General features: G+C 70.6%; 14 protein-coding genes. 9 read left to right on the top strand and 5 right to left on the bottom strand.

Annotation, left to right across the window (positions count from 1 at the left end; translation table 11 throughout):
• The first annotated feature begins 246 nt into the window (after positions 1-246).
• The 8 genes from iolD to ACT3T9_RS09740 all read left to right on the top strand — a co-directional run bounded on the left by iolD (position 247) and on the right by ACT3T9_RS09740 (position 10,451).
• The gene (gene iolD, locus ACT3T9_RS09775) at positions 247-2,220 is read left to right on the top strand and encodes a 3D-(3,5/4)-trihydroxycyclohexane-1,2-dione acylhydrolase (decyclizing) (protein ID WP_444606529.1); all 1,974 of its coding nucleotides are present in this window, start codon (positions 247-249) and stop codon (positions 2,218-2,220) included.
• 83 nt (positions 2,221-2,303) lie between these two features.
• Positions 2,304-3,800, top strand: a complete 1,497-nt coding sequence (locus ACT3T9_RS09770) for a CoA-acylating methylmalonate-semialdehyde dehydrogenase (RefSeq protein ID WP_444606473.1) — start codon at positions 2,304-2,306, stop codon at positions 3,798-3,800.
• A gap of 185 nt (positions 3,801-3,985) precedes the next feature.
• Positions 3,986-4,939, top strand: coding sequence for a TIM barrel protein (locus ACT3T9_RS09765; protein ID WP_444606472.1), 954 nt, complete (start codon positions 3,986-3,988; stop codon positions 4,937-4,939).
• Entirely contained in the window at positions 4,918-6,120 is a 1,203-nt protein-coding gene (locus ACT3T9_RS09760) for a Gfo/Idh/MocA family protein (RefSeq protein WP_444606471.1), read from the top strand. Before ACT3T9_RS09765 ends, ACT3T9_RS09760 begins: the two co-directional genes overlap by 22 nt.
• A gap of 177 nt (positions 6,121-6,297) precedes the next feature.
• The gene (locus ACT3T9_RS09755) at positions 6,298-7,284 is read left to right on the top strand and encodes a hypothetical protein (RefSeq protein WP_444606470.1); all 987 of its coding nucleotides are present in this window, start codon (positions 6,298-6,300) and stop codon (positions 7,282-7,284) included.
• 50 nt (positions 7,285-7,334) lie between these two features.
• Positions 7,335-8,558 carry a toxic anion resistance protein gene (locus ACT3T9_RS09750; RefSeq protein ID WP_444606469.1) on the top strand — a complete coding sequence of 408 codons (1,224 nt, stop codon included), beginning with the start codon at positions 7,335-7,337 and terminating at the stop codon, positions 8,556-8,558.
• 51 nt (positions 8,559-8,609) lie between these two features.
• A complete protein-coding gene (locus ACT3T9_RS09745; protein ID WP_444606468.1) occupies positions 8,610-9,647 on the top strand; it encodes an L-idonate 5-dehydrogenase in 1,038 nt (345 codons plus the stop codon).
• 111 nt (positions 9,648-9,758) lie between these two features.
• Positions 9,759-10,451: a FadR/GntR family transcriptional regulator gene (locus ACT3T9_RS09740; RefSeq protein WP_444606467.1), complete on the top strand. Its 693-nt coding sequence runs from the start codon at positions 9,759-9,761 to the stop codon at positions 10,449-10,451.
• A 180-nt stretch (positions 10,452-10,631) separates the two neighbouring features.
• On the opposite strand, the gene ACT3T9_RS09735 is transcribed toward ACT3T9_RS09740, so the two are convergent.
• The 5 genes from ACT3T9_RS09735 to ACT3T9_RS09715 form a co-directional block, all read right to left on the bottom strand.
• Complete coding sequence (locus ACT3T9_RS09735) at positions 10,632-11,516, bottom strand: amidohydrolase family protein (RefSeq protein WP_444606466.1); 885 nt, start codon at positions 11,514-11,516, stop codon at positions 10,632-10,634.
• Positions 11,503-12,489, bottom strand: a complete 987-nt coding sequence (locus tag ACT3T9_RS09730; RefSeq protein ID WP_444606465.1) for an aldo/keto reductase — start codon at positions 12,487-12,489, stop codon at positions 11,503-11,505. Before ACT3T9_RS09730 ends, ACT3T9_RS09735 begins: the two co-directional genes overlap by 14 nt.
• Positions 12,486-12,824, bottom strand: a complete 339-nt coding sequence (locus ACT3T9_RS09725; protein ID WP_444606464.1) for an L-rhamnose mutarotase — start codon at positions 12,822-12,824, stop codon at positions 12,486-12,488. The genes ACT3T9_RS09730 and ACT3T9_RS09725 overlap by 4 nt, the downstream gene beginning before the upstream one ends.
• 63 nt (positions 12,825-12,887) lie before the next feature.
• Entirely contained in the window at positions 12,888-14,222 is a 1,335-nt protein-coding gene (locus ACT3T9_RS09720) for an enolase C-terminal domain-like protein (RefSeq protein WP_444606463.1), read from the bottom strand.
• Positions 14,219-15,136 carry a fumarylacetoacetate hydrolase family protein gene (locus ACT3T9_RS09715; RefSeq protein WP_444606462.1) on the bottom strand — a complete coding sequence of 306 codons (918 nt, stop codon included), beginning with the start codon at positions 15,134-15,136 and terminating at the stop codon, positions 14,219-14,221. Before ACT3T9_RS09715 ends, ACT3T9_RS09720 begins: the two co-directional genes overlap by 4 nt.
• A gap of 331 nt (positions 15,137-15,467) precedes the next feature.
• Here ACT3T9_RS09715 and ACT3T9_RS09710 point away from each other — a divergent pair, with 331 nt between their 5' ends.
• Positions 15,468-16,196, top strand: coding sequence for an SDR family NAD(P)-dependent oxidoreductase (locus tag ACT3T9_RS09710; RefSeq protein WP_444606528.1), 729 nt, complete (start codon positions 15,468-15,470; stop codon positions 16,194-16,196).
• The last annotated feature ends 10 nt before the right edge of the window (positions 16,197-16,206 follow it).

Raw genomic sequence — 16,206 nt, 5'->3', positions numbered from 1 at the left:
CGTGCCCCTCGGCATGCCTGTCGGGGCTGGAGGATCCCGCAAAGCTTGCCGCGACCTGCGCGGACAGCAACGCCGCCGCATCCCGACATTGTCTTGACATGGGTGGGCAGTCGGTCCATGCTGGTGGACAACGAACTCACCGTCGAGTGGTCCGCGTCCGGCGGTGCCACCCACGTCCCGCCCTGCGCGGCGGGCTTGCACAACGGAGGCAGCATGAGCGAGAACCTCTCGACGCCCGCCGGGGCCATGAGCCCCGCCGCGAGCGCTCGCCCCACCGGGATCATCCGGCTCACCGTCGCCCAGGCGCTGGTGCGCTTCCTGACCGCCCAGTACGCCGAGCGCGACGGGATCCGGGAGCGCTTCATCCCCGGCACCTTCGGGATCTTCGGCCACGGGAACGTCGCCGGGCTGGGCCAGGCGCTGCTGCAGAACGCGCAGGATCCCGCCGAGGGTGAAGCGCCGATGCCCTTCCACATGTCCCGCAACGAGCAGAACATGGTGCACACGGCCGTCGCCTATGCCCGCACCAAGAATCGCCTGCAGACCTTCGCCTGCACTGCCTCGATCGGCCCCGGTTCCACGAATATGATCACCGGCGCGGCGCTCGCGACCGTCGACCGCATCCCGGTGCTGCTGCTGCCCAGCGACATCTTCGCCACCCGCACCGTCGACCCGGTGCTGCAGCAGCTCGAGGACGAGACCAGCGGGGACGTCTCCGTCAACGACGCCTTCCGTCCTGTCTCGCGCTACTTCGACCGCATCTCCCGGCCCGAGCAGCTGATTCCGGCGGCGCTGCAGGCGATGCGGGTGCTCACCGATCCGGCCGAGACCGGTGCGGTGACCCTCTCCCTGCCGCAGGATGTGCAGGCCGAGGCCTTCGACTGGCCGCTGGAGTTCTTCCGCGAGCGCACCTGGCACGTGGCCCGTCCGGTGCCCGAGCCCGCGGCCCTCGACCGCGCCGTCGAGGTCATCCGCTCCGCGAAGAAGCCGGTGCTCATCGCCGGTGGTGGCGCGATCTACTCCGAGGCGAGCGATGCGCTGGCGGCCTTCACCGACGCCACCTCCATCCCGGTGCTGGACACCCAGGCCGGCAAGGGCGCCCTCAGCGCGGATCACCCGCTGTGCATCGGCGGCGTCGGCTCGACCGGCAACAATGCCGCGAACACCCTGGCCGCCGAGGCCGACGTGGTGATCGGCGTGGGCACCCGCTACACCGACTTCACCACCGCCTCCCACACCGCCTTCCGCAACGCCGACGTGCGCTTCGTGAACCTCAATGTCAAGGCGTTCGACGCCGCCAAGCATTCCGCGACCATGGTCGTCACCGATGCCCGCGCCGGACTGGACGCCCTGCGCGGGGCTCTGGCCGGGGCCCCTGCGAGCGACGCGGCGCCCGGGGCGACGGCGACCGACATCGCGTCAGCCACCGGCTACCAGGCACCGGCCGAGCACGCCGAGCGCGCCCGCGCCCTGCGCGCCGAGTGGGAGGAGCTCGTGGCGCCGTGCTTCGCCCCGCACGACCAGGAGCTGCCCGCCCAGACCGAGATCTTCGGCGCCCTGAACGACATGATGGGCGACGAGGACATCGTCATCAACGCCGCCGGTTCCATGCCTGGTGACCTGCAGGCGCTGTGGAAGGCCCGCTCGCCGCTGCAGTACCACCTGGAGTACGGCTACTCGTGCATGGGCTACGAGCTGCCGGCCTCGCTCGGCGCGAAGATGGCCTCCCCCAGCTCGGAGGTGGTCGCGATCATCGGCGACGGCACCTTCCAGATGGCACCCCAGGAGATCGCCACGATCGTCGCCGAGCGGGTCAAGGTGATCCTGGTGATCCTGCAGAACCACGGCTGGTCCTCGATCGGTGCGCTGTCCGAATCGCACGGCAGCCAGCGCTTCGCCACCGAGTACCGCATGCGCGACGCGACGTCGGGGCTGCTGGACGGCGGGCTGGTCCCGCTGGACATCCCCGCGAACATCCGCTCCTACGGCATCGAGGTCCAGGAGGTCTCGAGCGCCGCCGACTTCCGTGAGGCCTATCGCCGCGCCGCGGCCTCGAGCGAGGCCACCGCGATCGTGGTCACGACGAACCTGTACGGCCCGAACCCGCCCGGCAACAGCTGGTGGGACGTACCCGTCTCGGAGGTCTCCACCCTCGACTCGACGCAGTCCGCCCGGAGCGTCTACGAGGACCGGCGCTCCCCGCAGCGCCACTACCTCTGACCCGCCCCCGCACCGCACACAGCACCACCCCACGGCACCGCGCACCGACCGACCTGCAAGCCCGACCCGCAAGGAGAACACTCATGGGTTACGACGTCCCGCACTGGATCGATGGCCACGAAGAGACCGGCGGCGGCTCCACCCAGCCGATCATGAACCCCGCCACGGGCGCCCAGATGGGCACCCTGCAGCTGGGCGATGAGTCCACCGTCGACCGCGCCGTCCAGATCGCCGCGGACGCGCAGAAGGCATGGGCCAAGGTGTCCCTCGCCGGACGCACCCAGATCCTCTACCGCATGCGTGAGCTGATGATCGAGCACACCGACGAGACCGCCCAGGTCATCTCCCGCGAGCACGGCAAGACCTTCGGGGACGCGAAGGGCGAGATCGCCCGCGGCCTGGAGACCCTGGAGTTCGCGACCTCCATCACCCAGGACCTCAAGGGCGGGTTCTCCCAGAACGTCTCCACCGGGGTGGACGCCCACACCCTGCGTCAGCCGCTCGGTGTGGTCGTCGGGATCACCCCGTTCAACTTCCCGGCCATGGTGCCGTTCTGGATGCACCCCGTCGCGATCGCGACCGGCAACGCCTTCATCCTCAAGCCCTCCGAACGCGACCCCTCCGCCTCGAACATCGTCGCCCGCCTCTACCAGGAAGCCGGCCTGCCTGCCGGCGTGTTCCAGGTGGTTCACGGCGGCAAGACCGTGGTCGACGCCCTGTCCACCCACGAGGGTGTCTCCGCAGTGTCCTTCGTGGGTTCCACCCCGATCGCCATGCACGTCCATGCCACCGCCTCCGCGGCCGGCAAGCGGGTCCAGGCCCTCGGCGGTGCGAACAACCACGCCGTGATCATGCCGGATGCGAACCTCGAGTTCGCCGCTGCGCAGGTCGCCTCGGGCGCGTTCGGCTCCGCCGGCGAGCGCTGCATGGCGGTCCCGGTCGCGGTCACCGTGGGCGACGCCCATGAAGCGTTCATGACTGCGATCACGGCCGAGGCGAAGAAGCTCGTCGTGGGCCCGGGAGATGATCCGACGACCGACATGCCGCCGGTGATCACCCCCGAGGCCCGCGAGCGCGTGATCCGCATGACCGACGAAGCCGAGCAGGCCGGCGCCACGATCGTCGTCGACGGGCGCGGCCTGGTGGTGGAGGGCTTCGAGAACGGCAACTTCGTGGGGCCGACGGTCATCACCGACCTCGCCGCCGACCATCCCACCTACACCGAGGAGGTCTTCGGGCCGGTTCTCGTGGTGATGCACGTGAACAACTTCGACGAGGCGATCGACCTGGTCAACTCCTCACGCTTCGGCAACGGCACCGCGATCTTCACCGACTCGGGCCACTACGCCCGGCGTTTCGAGGACGAGATCCAGGTGGGGATGATCGGCATCAACGTCCCGATCCCCACGCCGGTGGGCTACTACTCCTTCGGCGGCTGGAACGACTCGCTGTTCGGAGAGCACCACGCCCACGGTCCTGAAGGCGTCAGCTTCTACACCCGCCAGAAGGCCGTCACCACCCGCTGGCCCGCCCAGAACGAGACCGTCGAGAGCTCCATGAGCTTCCCCACCCACGAGTGACCCGTCCGAGGGGTCTGGTGCCACCGTTTTGTGGCCTGAGGACCGAAGCTGAGCTCACCATCGGTCCTCAGGCCACCAGACTCCGTACCCTCGCCGCGATCCTCGGGCCCGGTCCGAGAGACAGCATCTCGGCCACACCCCGGGCCGGCCCCTCCGTGCACATGACCTCCGAAGGAGCAAGAGTCTTGACCACCACCTCCGGTGCCGCGCGCATCGACAAGTCCCGCAACCCCGAGCCGCCCTTCAACAAGCTCACCGTCGGTGTGTGCCCCGACCAGTGGGGGGTGTGGTTCCCCCAGGACGAGAAGCAGATCCCCTGGCGCACCGCGCTCGGCGAGATGGCCCAGGCCGGCTTCTCCGTGATGGAGACCGGGCCCTGGGGCTACTTCCCCCAGGATGCGAAGCAGCTCCAGTCCGTGATGGACGAGCACGGCTTCCGCGTCGTGGCCGGGACCGGCTGGGGGATCCTGCACAAGGAGGAGGCCTGGGCGGAGACCGAGCGGACCTTCCGCGCGATCGCCGAGACCCACGCGGCCGTGGGCGCGGAGTACATGGTGCACCTGCCGCCGATGTACCGCGACGAGAAGACCTGGGAGTTCACGGACGACCGCGAGCTCACCGGTGAGGCCTGGAAGCGGTACGTCACCAACGCCAACGAGCTGGGCCGGATCATGAAGCAGGACTACGGGCTGACGATGGTCCTGCACCCCCACGGTGACTCCCACATCGAGACCCCGGAGGAGATCGCGCGCGTCTTCGAGGCGACCGACCCGGAGCTGGTGAGCTTCTGCCTGGACACCGGCCACATCGTCTACGGCGGCGGAGACCCGGTGCAGATGATCGAGGAGTACCCCGAGCGCATCGGCTACGTCCACATCAAGGCCTTCGACCCGGATATCACCCGCGAGGCCCACGAGAAGGACTGGCCCTTCGGGGAGGCCGTGGCCAAGGGGGCCTCGGTGCGGCCGCCGAAGGGTCTGCCGGACATGCGGGAGCTGGTCGCGAAGCTGGCCACCCTGGATCGTGAGCTCTACGTGATCTGCGAGCAGGATCTCTACCCCTGCGACCCGGGCCTGCCGCTGCCCAACGCGATCGCCACCCGTGAGTTCCTGGCCGAGTGCGGACTGGGACTGAAGTGAGCGCGCCGCGGGAACTGGGAATCGGCCTGGTCAGCCTCGGCTGGATGGGGCGCCTGCATGCCTCCTCCTACCAGCGCCTCCCCTCCCGCTTCCCAGAGCTCGGGATCCGGCCCCGCCTGGTGGTCGCCGCAGATCCGATCCAGGAGAACCAGCAGGCCGCGGTCGAGCAGTTCGGCGTCGAGAAGGCGGTCGCGAGCATCGAGGAGGTGCTCGCCGACCCCGAGGTCGAGGCGGTCTCGATCTGCTCGCCGAACTTCCTCCATCGCGACTTCGCCGTCGCGGCGGCGCGGGCCGGCAAGCCCTTCTGGATCGAGAAGCCGATGGGGGTCTCCGCCGCGCAGTCCCGCGAGATCCACGACGCCGCTGCCGCCGCGAACGACGGCGCGGGCGTCGCCACGGCTGTCGGCTTCAACTACCGCCACGCCCCCGCCGTCGCGCACCTGCGCACGATGATCGCCGAGGGCCGGCTGGGCCGGATCACGAACGTGCGCTGCTGGTTGAACGCCGACTACGCCTCCTCTCCCGACGGCGCCCTGACCTGGCGGTACGACCGCGAGAATGCGGGCAGCGGCGTGATCGGCGACCTGCTCTCCCATGGCGCGGACCTGGTCCAGCATGTCACCGGGCAGCGCCTCACGGAGGTCACCGCCGTCTCCGACGTGTTCATCACCGAGCGTCCGATCGCCCTCTCCGCAGGGGTCGGTCATGGCGGCATCGAGGTCGGCGAGGAACGCGGACTCGTCGGCAACGAGGACTGGGTGGCGGCGCTGGCGCGGCTGGACGGCGGGGCCCACGCGACCCTGGAGTCCTCCCGGGTGGCGCGCGGGCACCGCTCCGACTACGCGCTCGAGGTGTTCGGCACCGAGGGCTCCGCCCGCTGGTCCTTCACCCGGATGAACGAGTTCGAGGTGATGCTCGGCGAGGGCGGCACCGAGCACGGCTACACCACGGTGCTCGCGGGTCCCGGCCACGGCGACTACGCCCGCTTCCAGCCCGGGCCGGGCATCCCCATGAGCTTCGATGACCTCAAGACCATCGAGGCCGGGGCCTTCCTCTCCGACGTCGTGCACGGCACGCAGCTTGCCCCGAATGCGGCCGACGGGCTGAGCGCGGCGGAGATCTGCGACGCGATCGTGCGGTCCGCGGCGTCGCGGGCCTGGGAGCCGGTTCCGAGGAGCTGAGCACGCACCTGCTGACTACGCGCCCGGCGAATCCTCGGGCGATATCCAGTGGCTCGCGATAACCTTTCGGCACGCCCAGGACGAGGCGCTCGCACGGCGCCGGGAGCGATCTCAGGATTGCACCGCCGGCCCGTGCCGGGTCTCTCGTTTCCGCCTCGGGGAGGACAGCCGGAACCAGTGAGCGAAGAACGCGATCCGTCGGCCGAACGGCCGAGCAGCGGGACGAACAGCAGCGGGACGACGAGCAATGGGACGAACAGCGGGAACGGCCGGTTCCCCGACCCGTTCGCGCCCGCTTCCGGCGGCTCTGACGCCGACCTCGGCCCCGACTCGACGCTCGCCTTCGCGCCCGGTGACCAGGATCTGCCGTGGAAGGCCACCGCGGAGCGCCGTGACCTCTGGGGTCCGATCCAGAAGCCGCTCGAGGGGAAGGTCCACTCCCCCGGCTCGAAGGCCGTCGGCGGGCCGCGCCGCTCGCCGTTGGTGCGCTTCGGCGCCCCGGTGCTGCTGGGCGGTCTGGCCGCGATCGCGACGGTGGTGCTGGGGCTCGGCACCGCCGTTGCCGGCCCGCTGCTGGTGCTCGCCGCGGCCGCCGGCATCGGCGTGGTGACCCTCGGCGGCAGCGCCCTGGTGCTGAATGCCCCGCGCCGCGCTGCCGAGGAACGCCCGGTGCTGGATGCCTCGGTCACCGGCAGCACCCGCACCGTGCTCGAACGGATCCTCCAGGCCGACGCCGAGACCCGTGAGCGCAGCGCCCAGCTGCGACCGCGCGCGACCGTCCCCGGCGCGGCTCGGGTGCTGGATGACGTGGACTCCCTGGTCAAGAGGATCGATGCGCTCGTCGGCTCCGAGCAGCTGCAGCCGCTGCGCCCGTCGGCCGCGGAGGTGACCATGCTCGAGGGGATCGCCACCCGCTCCGTGCCGGAGCAGGTCGATGCCGCGAGCGACACCCTCGCCTTCCTGCAGACCTTCGCAGGGTCCGCCCGACAGGAGGCGCTCGATAACCTCGAGAGCATCGACCAGCAGCTCGGCGTGCTGGCCGAGGGGGTCGAGCAGATCGAGAGCGACATCGTCGGCGGGGTCTCCCGTTCCCTCGAGGTGCACTCCGAGTTCCTGCGCACCCGCTTCGCCGACCAGCATCTGAACCCACTCATCGACATCTGACCACCCTCTGGACCTCTCCAATCCACCACCGCACCGCCCAGGAGGCACCGATGGACAAGCTGCAGCCGCCCACACCCACCGAAGAGATCACGCCCGCCGAGCCGATCGAGCAGATCAGCGACGACGACGCGGTCTCGGTGCTGCCCGATCTGCCCCAGGAGAAGGCGCAGGAGCTCGAGCAGCGGGCCGACGCCTGGGTGGACCAGGTCGCAGGGATGAACCCGCACTCGCAGGAGTTCACCGCGCAGGTCAACGCGCTCGGCGCGGTGGCTCGGCGGACCTTCGAGCGCACCAGCCAGACCTCCTCCCGCTTCATGCAGCAGTCGCTGCGGGAGTCGAAGGAGAAGGGCAATGCGCAGGAGTCGGTCGCGAAGTCGCTCTCCGAACTGCGCACCACGATGGAGGACCTGGCCCCGAAGGACGAGACCTTCGCGGAGAAGGCACTCTCCTTCCTGCCCGGCCGCAACATCGCCAAGCGCTACTTCCGCAACTTCGAGTCGAACCAGGACCAGCTGGATCAGGTGCTCGGCGCGCTCTCCCGCGGCCAGGAGATGCTGCAGAAGGACAACGCCGAGCTCTCCGTGGAGCGTCGGGCGCTCTGGGAGGACCTCGCCGCGCTGCAGAAGGCCGCCTACCTGCTGAGCCTGCTGGATGACCGCACGGTGCGCCGCGCCGAGCAGACCCGCACCGAGGGCAAGGCCGCCGAGGCGGCGGCGCTCGAGAAGGACGTGCTGTTCGCCGTGCGCCAGCGCCGCCAGGATGTGGCCACCCAGATCGCCGTCACCGTGCAGGCCTACCTGTCGATGGGCCTGATCGAGGACAACAACACCAAGCTCCAGCAGGGTGTGGAGCGGGCCCGCACCACCACCGTCACGGCGCTGCGCACCGCGGTGATCACCGCCCAGGCGCTCGAGAACCAGAAGATCGTGCTGGACCAGATCGACGCGGTCAACCGCACCACCGACAGCCTCATTTCCCGCACCTCGCAGATGCTCGCGGACAACTCCGTGAAGATCCAGGAGCAGGCCGCGACCTCGGGCGTCTCCCCCGAGACCCTCCAGAAGGCCTTCGACAACCTGTTCACCACCATGGACGGGATCGACGCCTTCCGCACCAAGGCCAATGAGAACTTCCTGGCCACGGTGAACAGCCTCGAGCAGCAGGTGCAGCGCTCCCAGCCCTACCTCGAGCGGATGCAGAAAGAGCAGCCCGAGCACGCCGAGATCGAGAGCGCGAGCGCGATGGATCTGCTGGAGATCGAGGACCGGAACTGAGCCGGACGCCCACACGACCTTCAGAGAAGAGAGACAGCGATGCTGGCATGCGTGAAACGGGCGTCCGGCGAGCTCGTCGTCGAGCAGCGCCCCCAGGAGGAACCCGCCGCCGGTGAGGTCGTCATCGATATCGCCTACGGCGGCATCTGCGGCTCCGACCTTCACTACTTCCACGATGGGGCGGCCGGGGAGTTCACGATCACCGAACCGCTGGTGCTCGGCCATGAGGTGGTGGGCCGCATCCGCACCCTCGGCGCTGGGGTGAGCGGGCTGGAGATCGGGCAGCCCGTCGCGGTGCATCCGGCTGAGGTCTGCGGTGAGTGCCCGGCGTGCCTGGAGGGCCAGCCGCACCTCTGCCGGGCCAGCCGCTATCTCGGCTCAGCCGCGCACACCCCGCACATCCAGGGCGGCTTCACCGAGCAGCTCGCGGTGGCCGCCGAACGAGCTTTTCCACTGCCACCCGGGATGACCCTGCGCCGTGCCGCGCTGGCCGAGCCGTTCAGCGTCGCGTACCACGCTGTGCGTCGAGCGGGCGAGCTCACCGGGAAGACCCTGCTGGTCACGGGTGCCGGACCGATCGGCAGCCTGGCCGTCGCCGCGGCCAAGCAGGCTGGCGCCGGCACTGTCATCGCCTCTGACCTCACCGACCACGCGCTGGGACTGGCCGAGCAGATGGGTGCGGACGTCCTCGTGCGCGCCGACCAGTCCGCGCCGAACGAGCTGCCGGGGCAGATCGACGTCGCCATCGAAGCCTCCGGGACGGCGGCGGGATTGAACAGCTGCATCCGCGCCGTCCGTCCTGGCGGGCGGATCGTGCAGGTCGGCATCCTGCCTCCGGGCACGACGGCGATCCTCGGAAACGCCCTGGTGAACAAGGAGATCCAGCTCCACGGCTCATGGCGTTTCCACACCGAGTTCGCCGAAGCCATCGCGCTCCTGGCGAGCGACATCGATCCCGAACCGCTGATCTCCCACGAGTTCGACCTCGTCGATGCGGAGCTCGCCTTCCGCACGGCCAGTGATCGGAGCACCGCGAGCAAGGTCCTGCTGCGGATGACTCCGCAGGTCGCCGACTCATCGGACCTCTGAGCTAGGCTCGAACGATCACTGCATTCCCTCACCTCGGAGGTTCTTGATGCCGGCTCCCTTCATCCCTCCTGCCCCGGAGCGCCTGAGCTCCGTTGCCGAGGCACGGCGCTGATGGCCTCGACCGTCACCGACCGTGCGATCAGCGCGATCAAGCAGATGGTGGTCGATGGGACGCTGAAGCCCGGTGACCGCCTGCCCACCGAGGCCGAGCTGTCCGAGACGATCGGCGTCTCCCGCAACTCGCTGCGCGAGGCGGTCAAGGCGCTGTCCGTGATCCGGGTGCTCGATGTGCGCCAGGGCGACGGCACCTATGTGACCGCGCTCGAGCCCGAGCAGCTGCTGGAGTCCCTCGCCTTCGTGCTCGATCTCCACCAGGACTCCAGCTACGTGGAGATCCTGGAGATCCGACGACTGCTCGAACCTGCCGCGGTCGAGCAGGCCTGCCTGCACCTGACCGACGATGACTTCGCGCAGCTCGAGCAGACGATGGAGGATCTCGACGACAGCTCGAGCATCCAGGAGCTGGTTGCCGCGGACATCACCTTCCACAGGCTGATCAACCAGCGCTGCCCCAACGACTACCTCAGCTCGCTGCTGGACAGCCTCGCGGGCTCCACCGCCCGCGCCCGGGTGTGGCGCGGACTGACCGACGACTCGTCCGTGGAGCGCACCCTCGCCGAGCATCGGCGGATCCTGGACGCGCTCCGGGCCCGCCGCCCCGACCTCGCCCGCACCTATGCTGCGGCGCATGTGGCCGGGGTCGAGTCCTGGCTGCTCGCGCAGGGGGAACCGCCGACGGAGTGAGGCGGGCAGATCTGCCCGGAGACCCCGCAGTACTCAGCTCAGCGAGTCGAGGATTGGCAGGATCTGAGCCGTTTTCGGCGCGGATCTGGTTCGGAATCGCACAATCTTGATATCTCCCCGCCGACGACCGGGTCGAACGCGCAGCACGGGCATCGCACCGCGGGCACCTGGCGGGCGCGTTCAGGTCGGATCCGCCTCGCCCAGCCGGCGGTAGACCCGCGCCGCGGTTCCGTGCGTGACGGCGCGGACGTCGGCCTCTGACCAGCTGCGCACGTGCTCGAGCACGCGCGCGAAGCCGCTGCCCAGATCCAGGGGCCGAGGCGCGATCGGCCAGTCCGAACCGACCATCAGCCGCTCGGCCCCGAATAGCGACAGCGCGAGATCGGCCGCGGCGGCGAAGTCACCATTCCCGCTGGTGGCGAGCCCGGAGACCTTCGCGACGACGTTCGGGCAGGCGGCGATCGCCTCGAGCTGCGTCTGCCAGCGCTCCATCGCCTGGGCGTCGCCGAGCGGGGGCTTGCCCAGGTGGTCGAGCACCACGGTGAGCCCGGGGTGGCGCTGCGCCACGCGGACCACCTGCTCCATGTGACGCTCGAAGGCGTCGGGGACATCGAGCGGGAGGCCGGCCGCGGCCAGCAGCTCGAGAGACTGCGCGACCTCGGGAAGGTCCAGGAAGCCCGGGTCGGGGTCGTCGTGGACCAGATGCCGCACCCCTACGAGGTGGTCGGTGCGTTGCGGATCGGCGAGCGCCTCGCGCACCGCGGCAGGATCCCGCAGCGGCAGCCAGCCCACGACGTCCGCGCGGGCGATGCCCTCCCGGGTCTGCGCCGCATGCGCCTCGATCGCGCGGGCGGTGTGCTGGAGTTGGTCGGTGTCCTCGGGGGTGTCGTCGGCCTGGACGAGGACCACGCGGGTGACGCCGAGGTCCCGCAGCCCGGGGCGCACCTGGTCGATCTCGACCGTGCGGCGCAGCTCGGGGGCGGCGCCGGCGAGCCAGGCGTAGGGGCTTTCGGCGATGTCCCACAGGTGCAGGTGGGTGTCGGTGACCGGCTCACCGGGGGACATCGGCGGTCCCTCCGGTGGCAGCACCGGGATCGGTCCGTTCGACGTCCCCCCAGGCCACGGCCGGGATCTCGGTGCTCATCCGCTCGGCGTTCGAGCGCACCTGGGCGGCGGTGCGCATCCCGAGCACCACCGAGCGCACGGCCGGGTGTCGCAGCGGGTACTGCACGGCGAGGTCCGGGAGCATCACGCCGTGCTGCTCGGCGATGCTCGCGAGCTCACGGGCGCGGGCGAGCAGCGCGGCAGGAGCCTGGGCGTACTCGTAGGTGGCGTTCTCGGGGACCCGATGCTGGGCGAGCAGGCCGGAGTTGAACACGGAGACCGCCACGATCCCCACGTCGTGCTGCACGCACGCGGCGAGCAGCTCCTCGGCGCCGGCCTGCTCGAGCAGCGTGTACCGACCCGAGAGCATCACCAGATCGATCAGCCCGGTACTGACGGCGCGGAGGAGCACGCCCACGTCCTTGGAGCCTACGCCGACGGCGCGGACCAGCCCCTCCTCGCGCATCCTCGCCAGCGCTGGCAGGCCTTCGGCGAAGGCCTGCTCCGTCGGCCCCTCCTCCGGGTCGTGCGCGAAGAGGATGTCCACCCGGTGCAGCCCGAGCCGCTGAAGGGATTCCGCGTGGGAGCGCCGCACCCCGGCCTCGGAGAAGTCCCAATGGCGCACGTGGTCATCGGGCACGGCGAAGGCGCTGGCCATGTCGTCGCCGGTGCCGGGCCCCGGCAGCAGCAGGCGCCCCACCTTGGTGGAGACCAGGTACTCCTCGCGCGGGTAGCCGGCCAGTCGCTGCCCGAGGCGTCGTTCGCTGGTGCCGATCCCGTAGTGGGGTGCGGTGTCGAAGTACCGGATGCCGGCGTCCCAGGCGGCGGCGACCGCGCCGTCGGCCTCCTCGTCGGAGGTGGTCCGGTAGAGGTTGCCGAGCTGGGCGGCACCGAAGCCGAGGCGCGGCAGCTCGAGCTGCGGGGCGGGGCTCATGCGCTCCCCGCCCCGGGGACCCGCTGCGGCAGGGACCAGACGGGACGGATCCCCGAGTCCTCGCCGCCGTAGTCGTCGGCCACCTCGAGGAATTGGTTGATGTGCTCCTGCCAGCGGAGGTTCACCGGATCCTCGGCGAGCTGCCGGCGCATCGCGCGGTAGTCCTCGACCTCGACCAGGTGGAAGATGTCGCGGCCGTCGCGCCAGATCTGCCAGGTGTGCACTCCCGCCGCGCGCAGGGCGGCATCGAGCTCGTCGGAGATGCGGGCGTGCTCGCGGTCGTAGTCCGCCTCACGCCCTGCGGCGATGCGGGTGTGCAGAGCGATCCGTTCCATGGGGGTGGGGCCTCTCGATTCGCGACGGTCGGGAAGGGGGCTGGAGCGGGGGCTGGGCTGAGGTCAGCGCAGAGCAGGGGCGGGAGCTGAGGCAGGCGCGGCCTGCTCCCCCGCCCAGACGGGACCATCCGGGAAGGCGTGCTCGGCGATGGACTCCGCGTGCATGCGGGCCCCATTGCCGGGCTGCTCGGGCGGCATGTACGAGCCGTTCCGAATCCGCACCGGCACCTCGAAGTGCTCGTGGAGGTGGTCCACGAATTCGATGCGTCGGCGCTCATCGTCCCCCGCGATCGCTACTGCGTCCAGGAACGCCAGGTGCTGGACCATCTCGCACAGCCCCACCCCTCCGGCATGGGGGCACACCGGCACCCCGAACTTGGCGGCGAGCAGCAGGATCGCGATGTTCTCGTTGACGCCGGCGACGCGGGTGGCGTCGGCCTGCAGCACGTCGAGGGCACGTGCCTGCAGCAGCTGTTTGAACAGCACCCGGCTGGCGCCCTGTTCACCGGTCGCGATCCGCACCGGGTGCACGGCCTGGCGGATCGCGGCGTGGGCGAGGATGTCGTCAGGATTGGTGGGTTCCTCGATCCAGTACGGGTCGTGAGGGGAAAGGGCCTGGATCGCCTCGATCGCCTCGGCGGTGTCCCAGCGCTGGTTCGCGTCCACCGCGATCGGGAAGCCGGGACCCATCACCTCGCGGGCGATCCGCATCCGGCGCTCGTCATCGGCGGCGTCGGCCCCGACCTTGAGCTTGACCATCTCGAAGCCTGCCTCACGGGCCTCGCCCAGCAGACGGGTGAGCTTCTCGTCGCTGTAGCCGAGCCAGCCGGGGGTGGTGGTGTAGGCGGGCACGCCCCCCTCGCGCAGCGCAGCGATGCGCTGCTCCTTGCCCTCGGCGCCGCGGCGCAGGATCTCCAGCGCCTCCTCGCGGCTGAGCGCATCCTCGAGGTACCCCAGGTCCACCAGGTCCAGCAGCTCCTCAGGGCTGAGCGAGGCGAGGGTGAGCCACAGGGGCCGACCTTCACGTCGGGCGCGCAGGTCCCACAGAGCATTGACCACGGCGCCGATCGCCATCGTCATCACGCCCTTCTCGGGGCCCAGCCAGCGCAACTGCGAGTCATGGGTGAGCTCGCGGTAGATCCCGCCGAGATCGGCGAGGACCTCCTCGACGTCCCGGCCCACCAGGTGCGGGGCCAGCACGGAGATCGCGGCGCTCTGCACGTCGTTGCCGCGGCCGATGGTGAACACCAGCGCCGTGCCCTCATCGGGTGCGTCGGTGCGCAGGGTGAGGTAGGCGGCGGAGTAGTCCGGGTCCGGGTTCATCGCGTCCGAGCCGTCGAGGCTGCGGCTGGTGGGGAAGCGGACGTCGCGGACATCCAGCGCGGTGAAGGTGCTCATCGGGTCTCTCCCTGCGGGGTGGCGTCGGCCGGAGTGGCGGCCGGGGTGGGGCCGGCAGGGGTGGTGCGTGCGGGGACGAAGCGGGTGCGCTGTACCCCGAGCCCGTCGATGCCCACCTCGGCCACGTCTCCGGCCTGCAGGTACGGGAAGCGCCCGGAGAGGGCGACGCCCTGCGGGGTGCCGGTGTTGATGAGGTCCCCGGGGGAGAGCACCATGTACTGCGAGAGGTGCTGGATGATCTGGGCGACGGAGAAGATCATGTCCGCGGTGGTCGAGTCCTGGCGGGGCTTGCCGTTCACCGCGGACCACAGCCGCAGGGCCTGCGGGTCGACGTCGCCGGCCGGGATCAGTGCCGGGCCCAGCGGGTTGAAGCCGCGGGAGTTCTTGCCCTTGGACCACTGGCCGCCGGACTCGGCGAGCTGAAAGTCCCGCTCGGAGAGGTCATGGCTGGTGACGTAGCCGGCGATCACCTCGAGCGCGGACTGCTCATCGGGCAGGTAGGCGGCCTCGGCGCCGATCACCACGCCCAGCTCCACCTCCCAGTCGACCTTCTGCGCACCCGGCGGGATCTCGACCTCATCATGCGGGCCGACGACGGTGTTGGGGTGCTTGTGGAACAGGATCGGCGCCGTGGGCGGCTCGGCCCCGGACTCCGCGGCATGCGCGGCGTAGTTCTGGCCGATACACAGCACCGCCATCGGCCGCGCGATCGGAGCACCGATCCGCTCGTTCGCGGCATCCTCCCAGACCGGCAGCTCCCCAGCGGCGAGCGCCTGCCGCACGCGGTCGATGCCGCCCGCTGCGAGGAAGTCACCGTCGATGTCCCCGGTCAGCGACGCGAGCCGGTAGGTCACCCCCTCGGAGACGACAGCCGGCTTCTCCTGGCCCACCGGGCCGAGACGTCGCAGTTCCACGGACACTCCATTCGAGATCGGGCACGGACCGGATCGACGCCGACGAGAGCCCGGACCTCGACGACCACACCTATCATCCTATGTCTGTCGGGGCGGAATCAACCCACCCCCCTCAAGCGGACCGTAAAAGGCAGGCAGAGCGTGCCCCTGGACGCGGATCGGCCCCGCAGAGTTAGGATGACTTCGCAGCGTTGCCATCCCGCCCTCCTGAGGAGCCCCCGTGTCCCATACCCCCGCCCCGCCGTACGAGACCGCCCCGGACTCACCGCAGGGGGAGCCCTCGCGAGGGCCACTCCCGCCCGGCGGGCTCTCGGGCGGGGAGTTCTCGGACCTGCGCGCCCTCGTCACCGGCGGCGCCTCCGGGATCGGCGCCGCCACCGCGACGGCGCTGATGGCCCGTGGTGCGCAGGTGGCCGTGCTCGACCTCCACCCCGAGGGCGCCCCCGACGGCACCCTCGCCCTGCACTGCGATGTCGCGGACACTGCGAGCGTCGAGGACGCGGTGAGCAGCGCGGCCGCACAGCTCGGGGGCCTCGACATCGTGATCAACAACGCCGGGATCGGCGCCCAGGGCGATGTCGCCGCGAACGACGATGCCGAATGGGCGCGGGTGCTGGACGTCAACGTCACCTCGGTGGCGCGCGTGGTCCGCGCGGCGCTCCCGCATCTGCGCGATTCCGAGCACGCCGCGATCGTGAACACCGCCTCGATCGCCTCCGCCGTCGGCCTGCCGCAGCGGGTGCTCTACTCCGCCACGAAGGGCGCCGTGCAGTCGATGACCCTCGCGATGGCCGCGGACCTGGTCGGCGAGGGGATCCGGGTCAACGCCGTGCTCCCCGGCACTGCGGACACGCCCTGGGTGGGGCGCCTGCTGGATGCGGCCGACGACCCAATCGCCGAGCGGGCCGCCCTCGAGGCCCGGCAGCCGCACGGGCGCCTGGTCTCGCCCGACGAGGTCGCCGAGGCGCACTGCTACCTCGCCTCTCCGCGCAACCGCTCCACCGTGGGTGTGCTGCTGTCGATCGACGGCGGCGTGACCGGGGTGCGCACGCGCAGCTGACCGTGATCGG

Source organism: Brachybacterium sp. AOP29-B2-41 (assembly GCF_052378395.1).
Classification (GTDB): Bacteria; Actinomycetota; Actinomycetes; order Actinomycetales; family Dermabacteraceae; genus Brachybacterium.
This window is presented reverse-complemented; position numbering and strand designations above follow the sequence as displayed.

Bases quoted from the DNA above. Each gene is read 5' to 3' on its own strand.
- iolD (WP_444606529.1), top strand. From the start codon at position 247: ATGAGCCCCGCCGCGAGCGCTCGCCCCACCGGGATCATCCGGCTCACC.
- ACT3T9_RS09770 (WP_444606473.1), top strand. From the start codon at position 2,304: ATGGGTTACGACGTCCCGCACTGGATCGATGGCCACGAAGAGACCGGC.
- ACT3T9_RS09750 (WP_444606469.1), top strand. From the start codon at position 7,335: ATGGACAAGCTGCAGCCGCCCACACCCACCGAAGAGATCACGCCCGCC.
- ACT3T9_RS09740 (WP_444606467.1), top strand. From the start codon at position 9,759: ATGGCCTCGACCGTCACCGACCGTGCGATCAGCGCGATCAAGCAGATG.
- ACT3T9_RS09735 (WP_444606466.1), bottom strand. From the start codon at position 11,516: ATGTCCCCCGGTGAGCCGGTCACCGACACCCACCTGCACCTGTGGGAC.
- ACT3T9_RS09730 (WP_444606465.1), bottom strand. From the start codon at position 12,489: ATGAGCCCCGCCCCGCAGCTCGAGCTGCCGCGCCTCGGCTTCGGTGCC.
- ACT3T9_RS09725 (WP_444606464.1), bottom strand. From the start codon at position 12,824: ATGGAACGGATCGCTCTGCACACCCGCATCGCCGCAGGGCGTGAGGCG.
- ACT3T9_RS09720 (WP_444606463.1), bottom strand. From the start codon at position 14,222: ATGAGCACCTTCACCGCGCTGGATGTCCGCGACGTCCGCTTCCCCACC.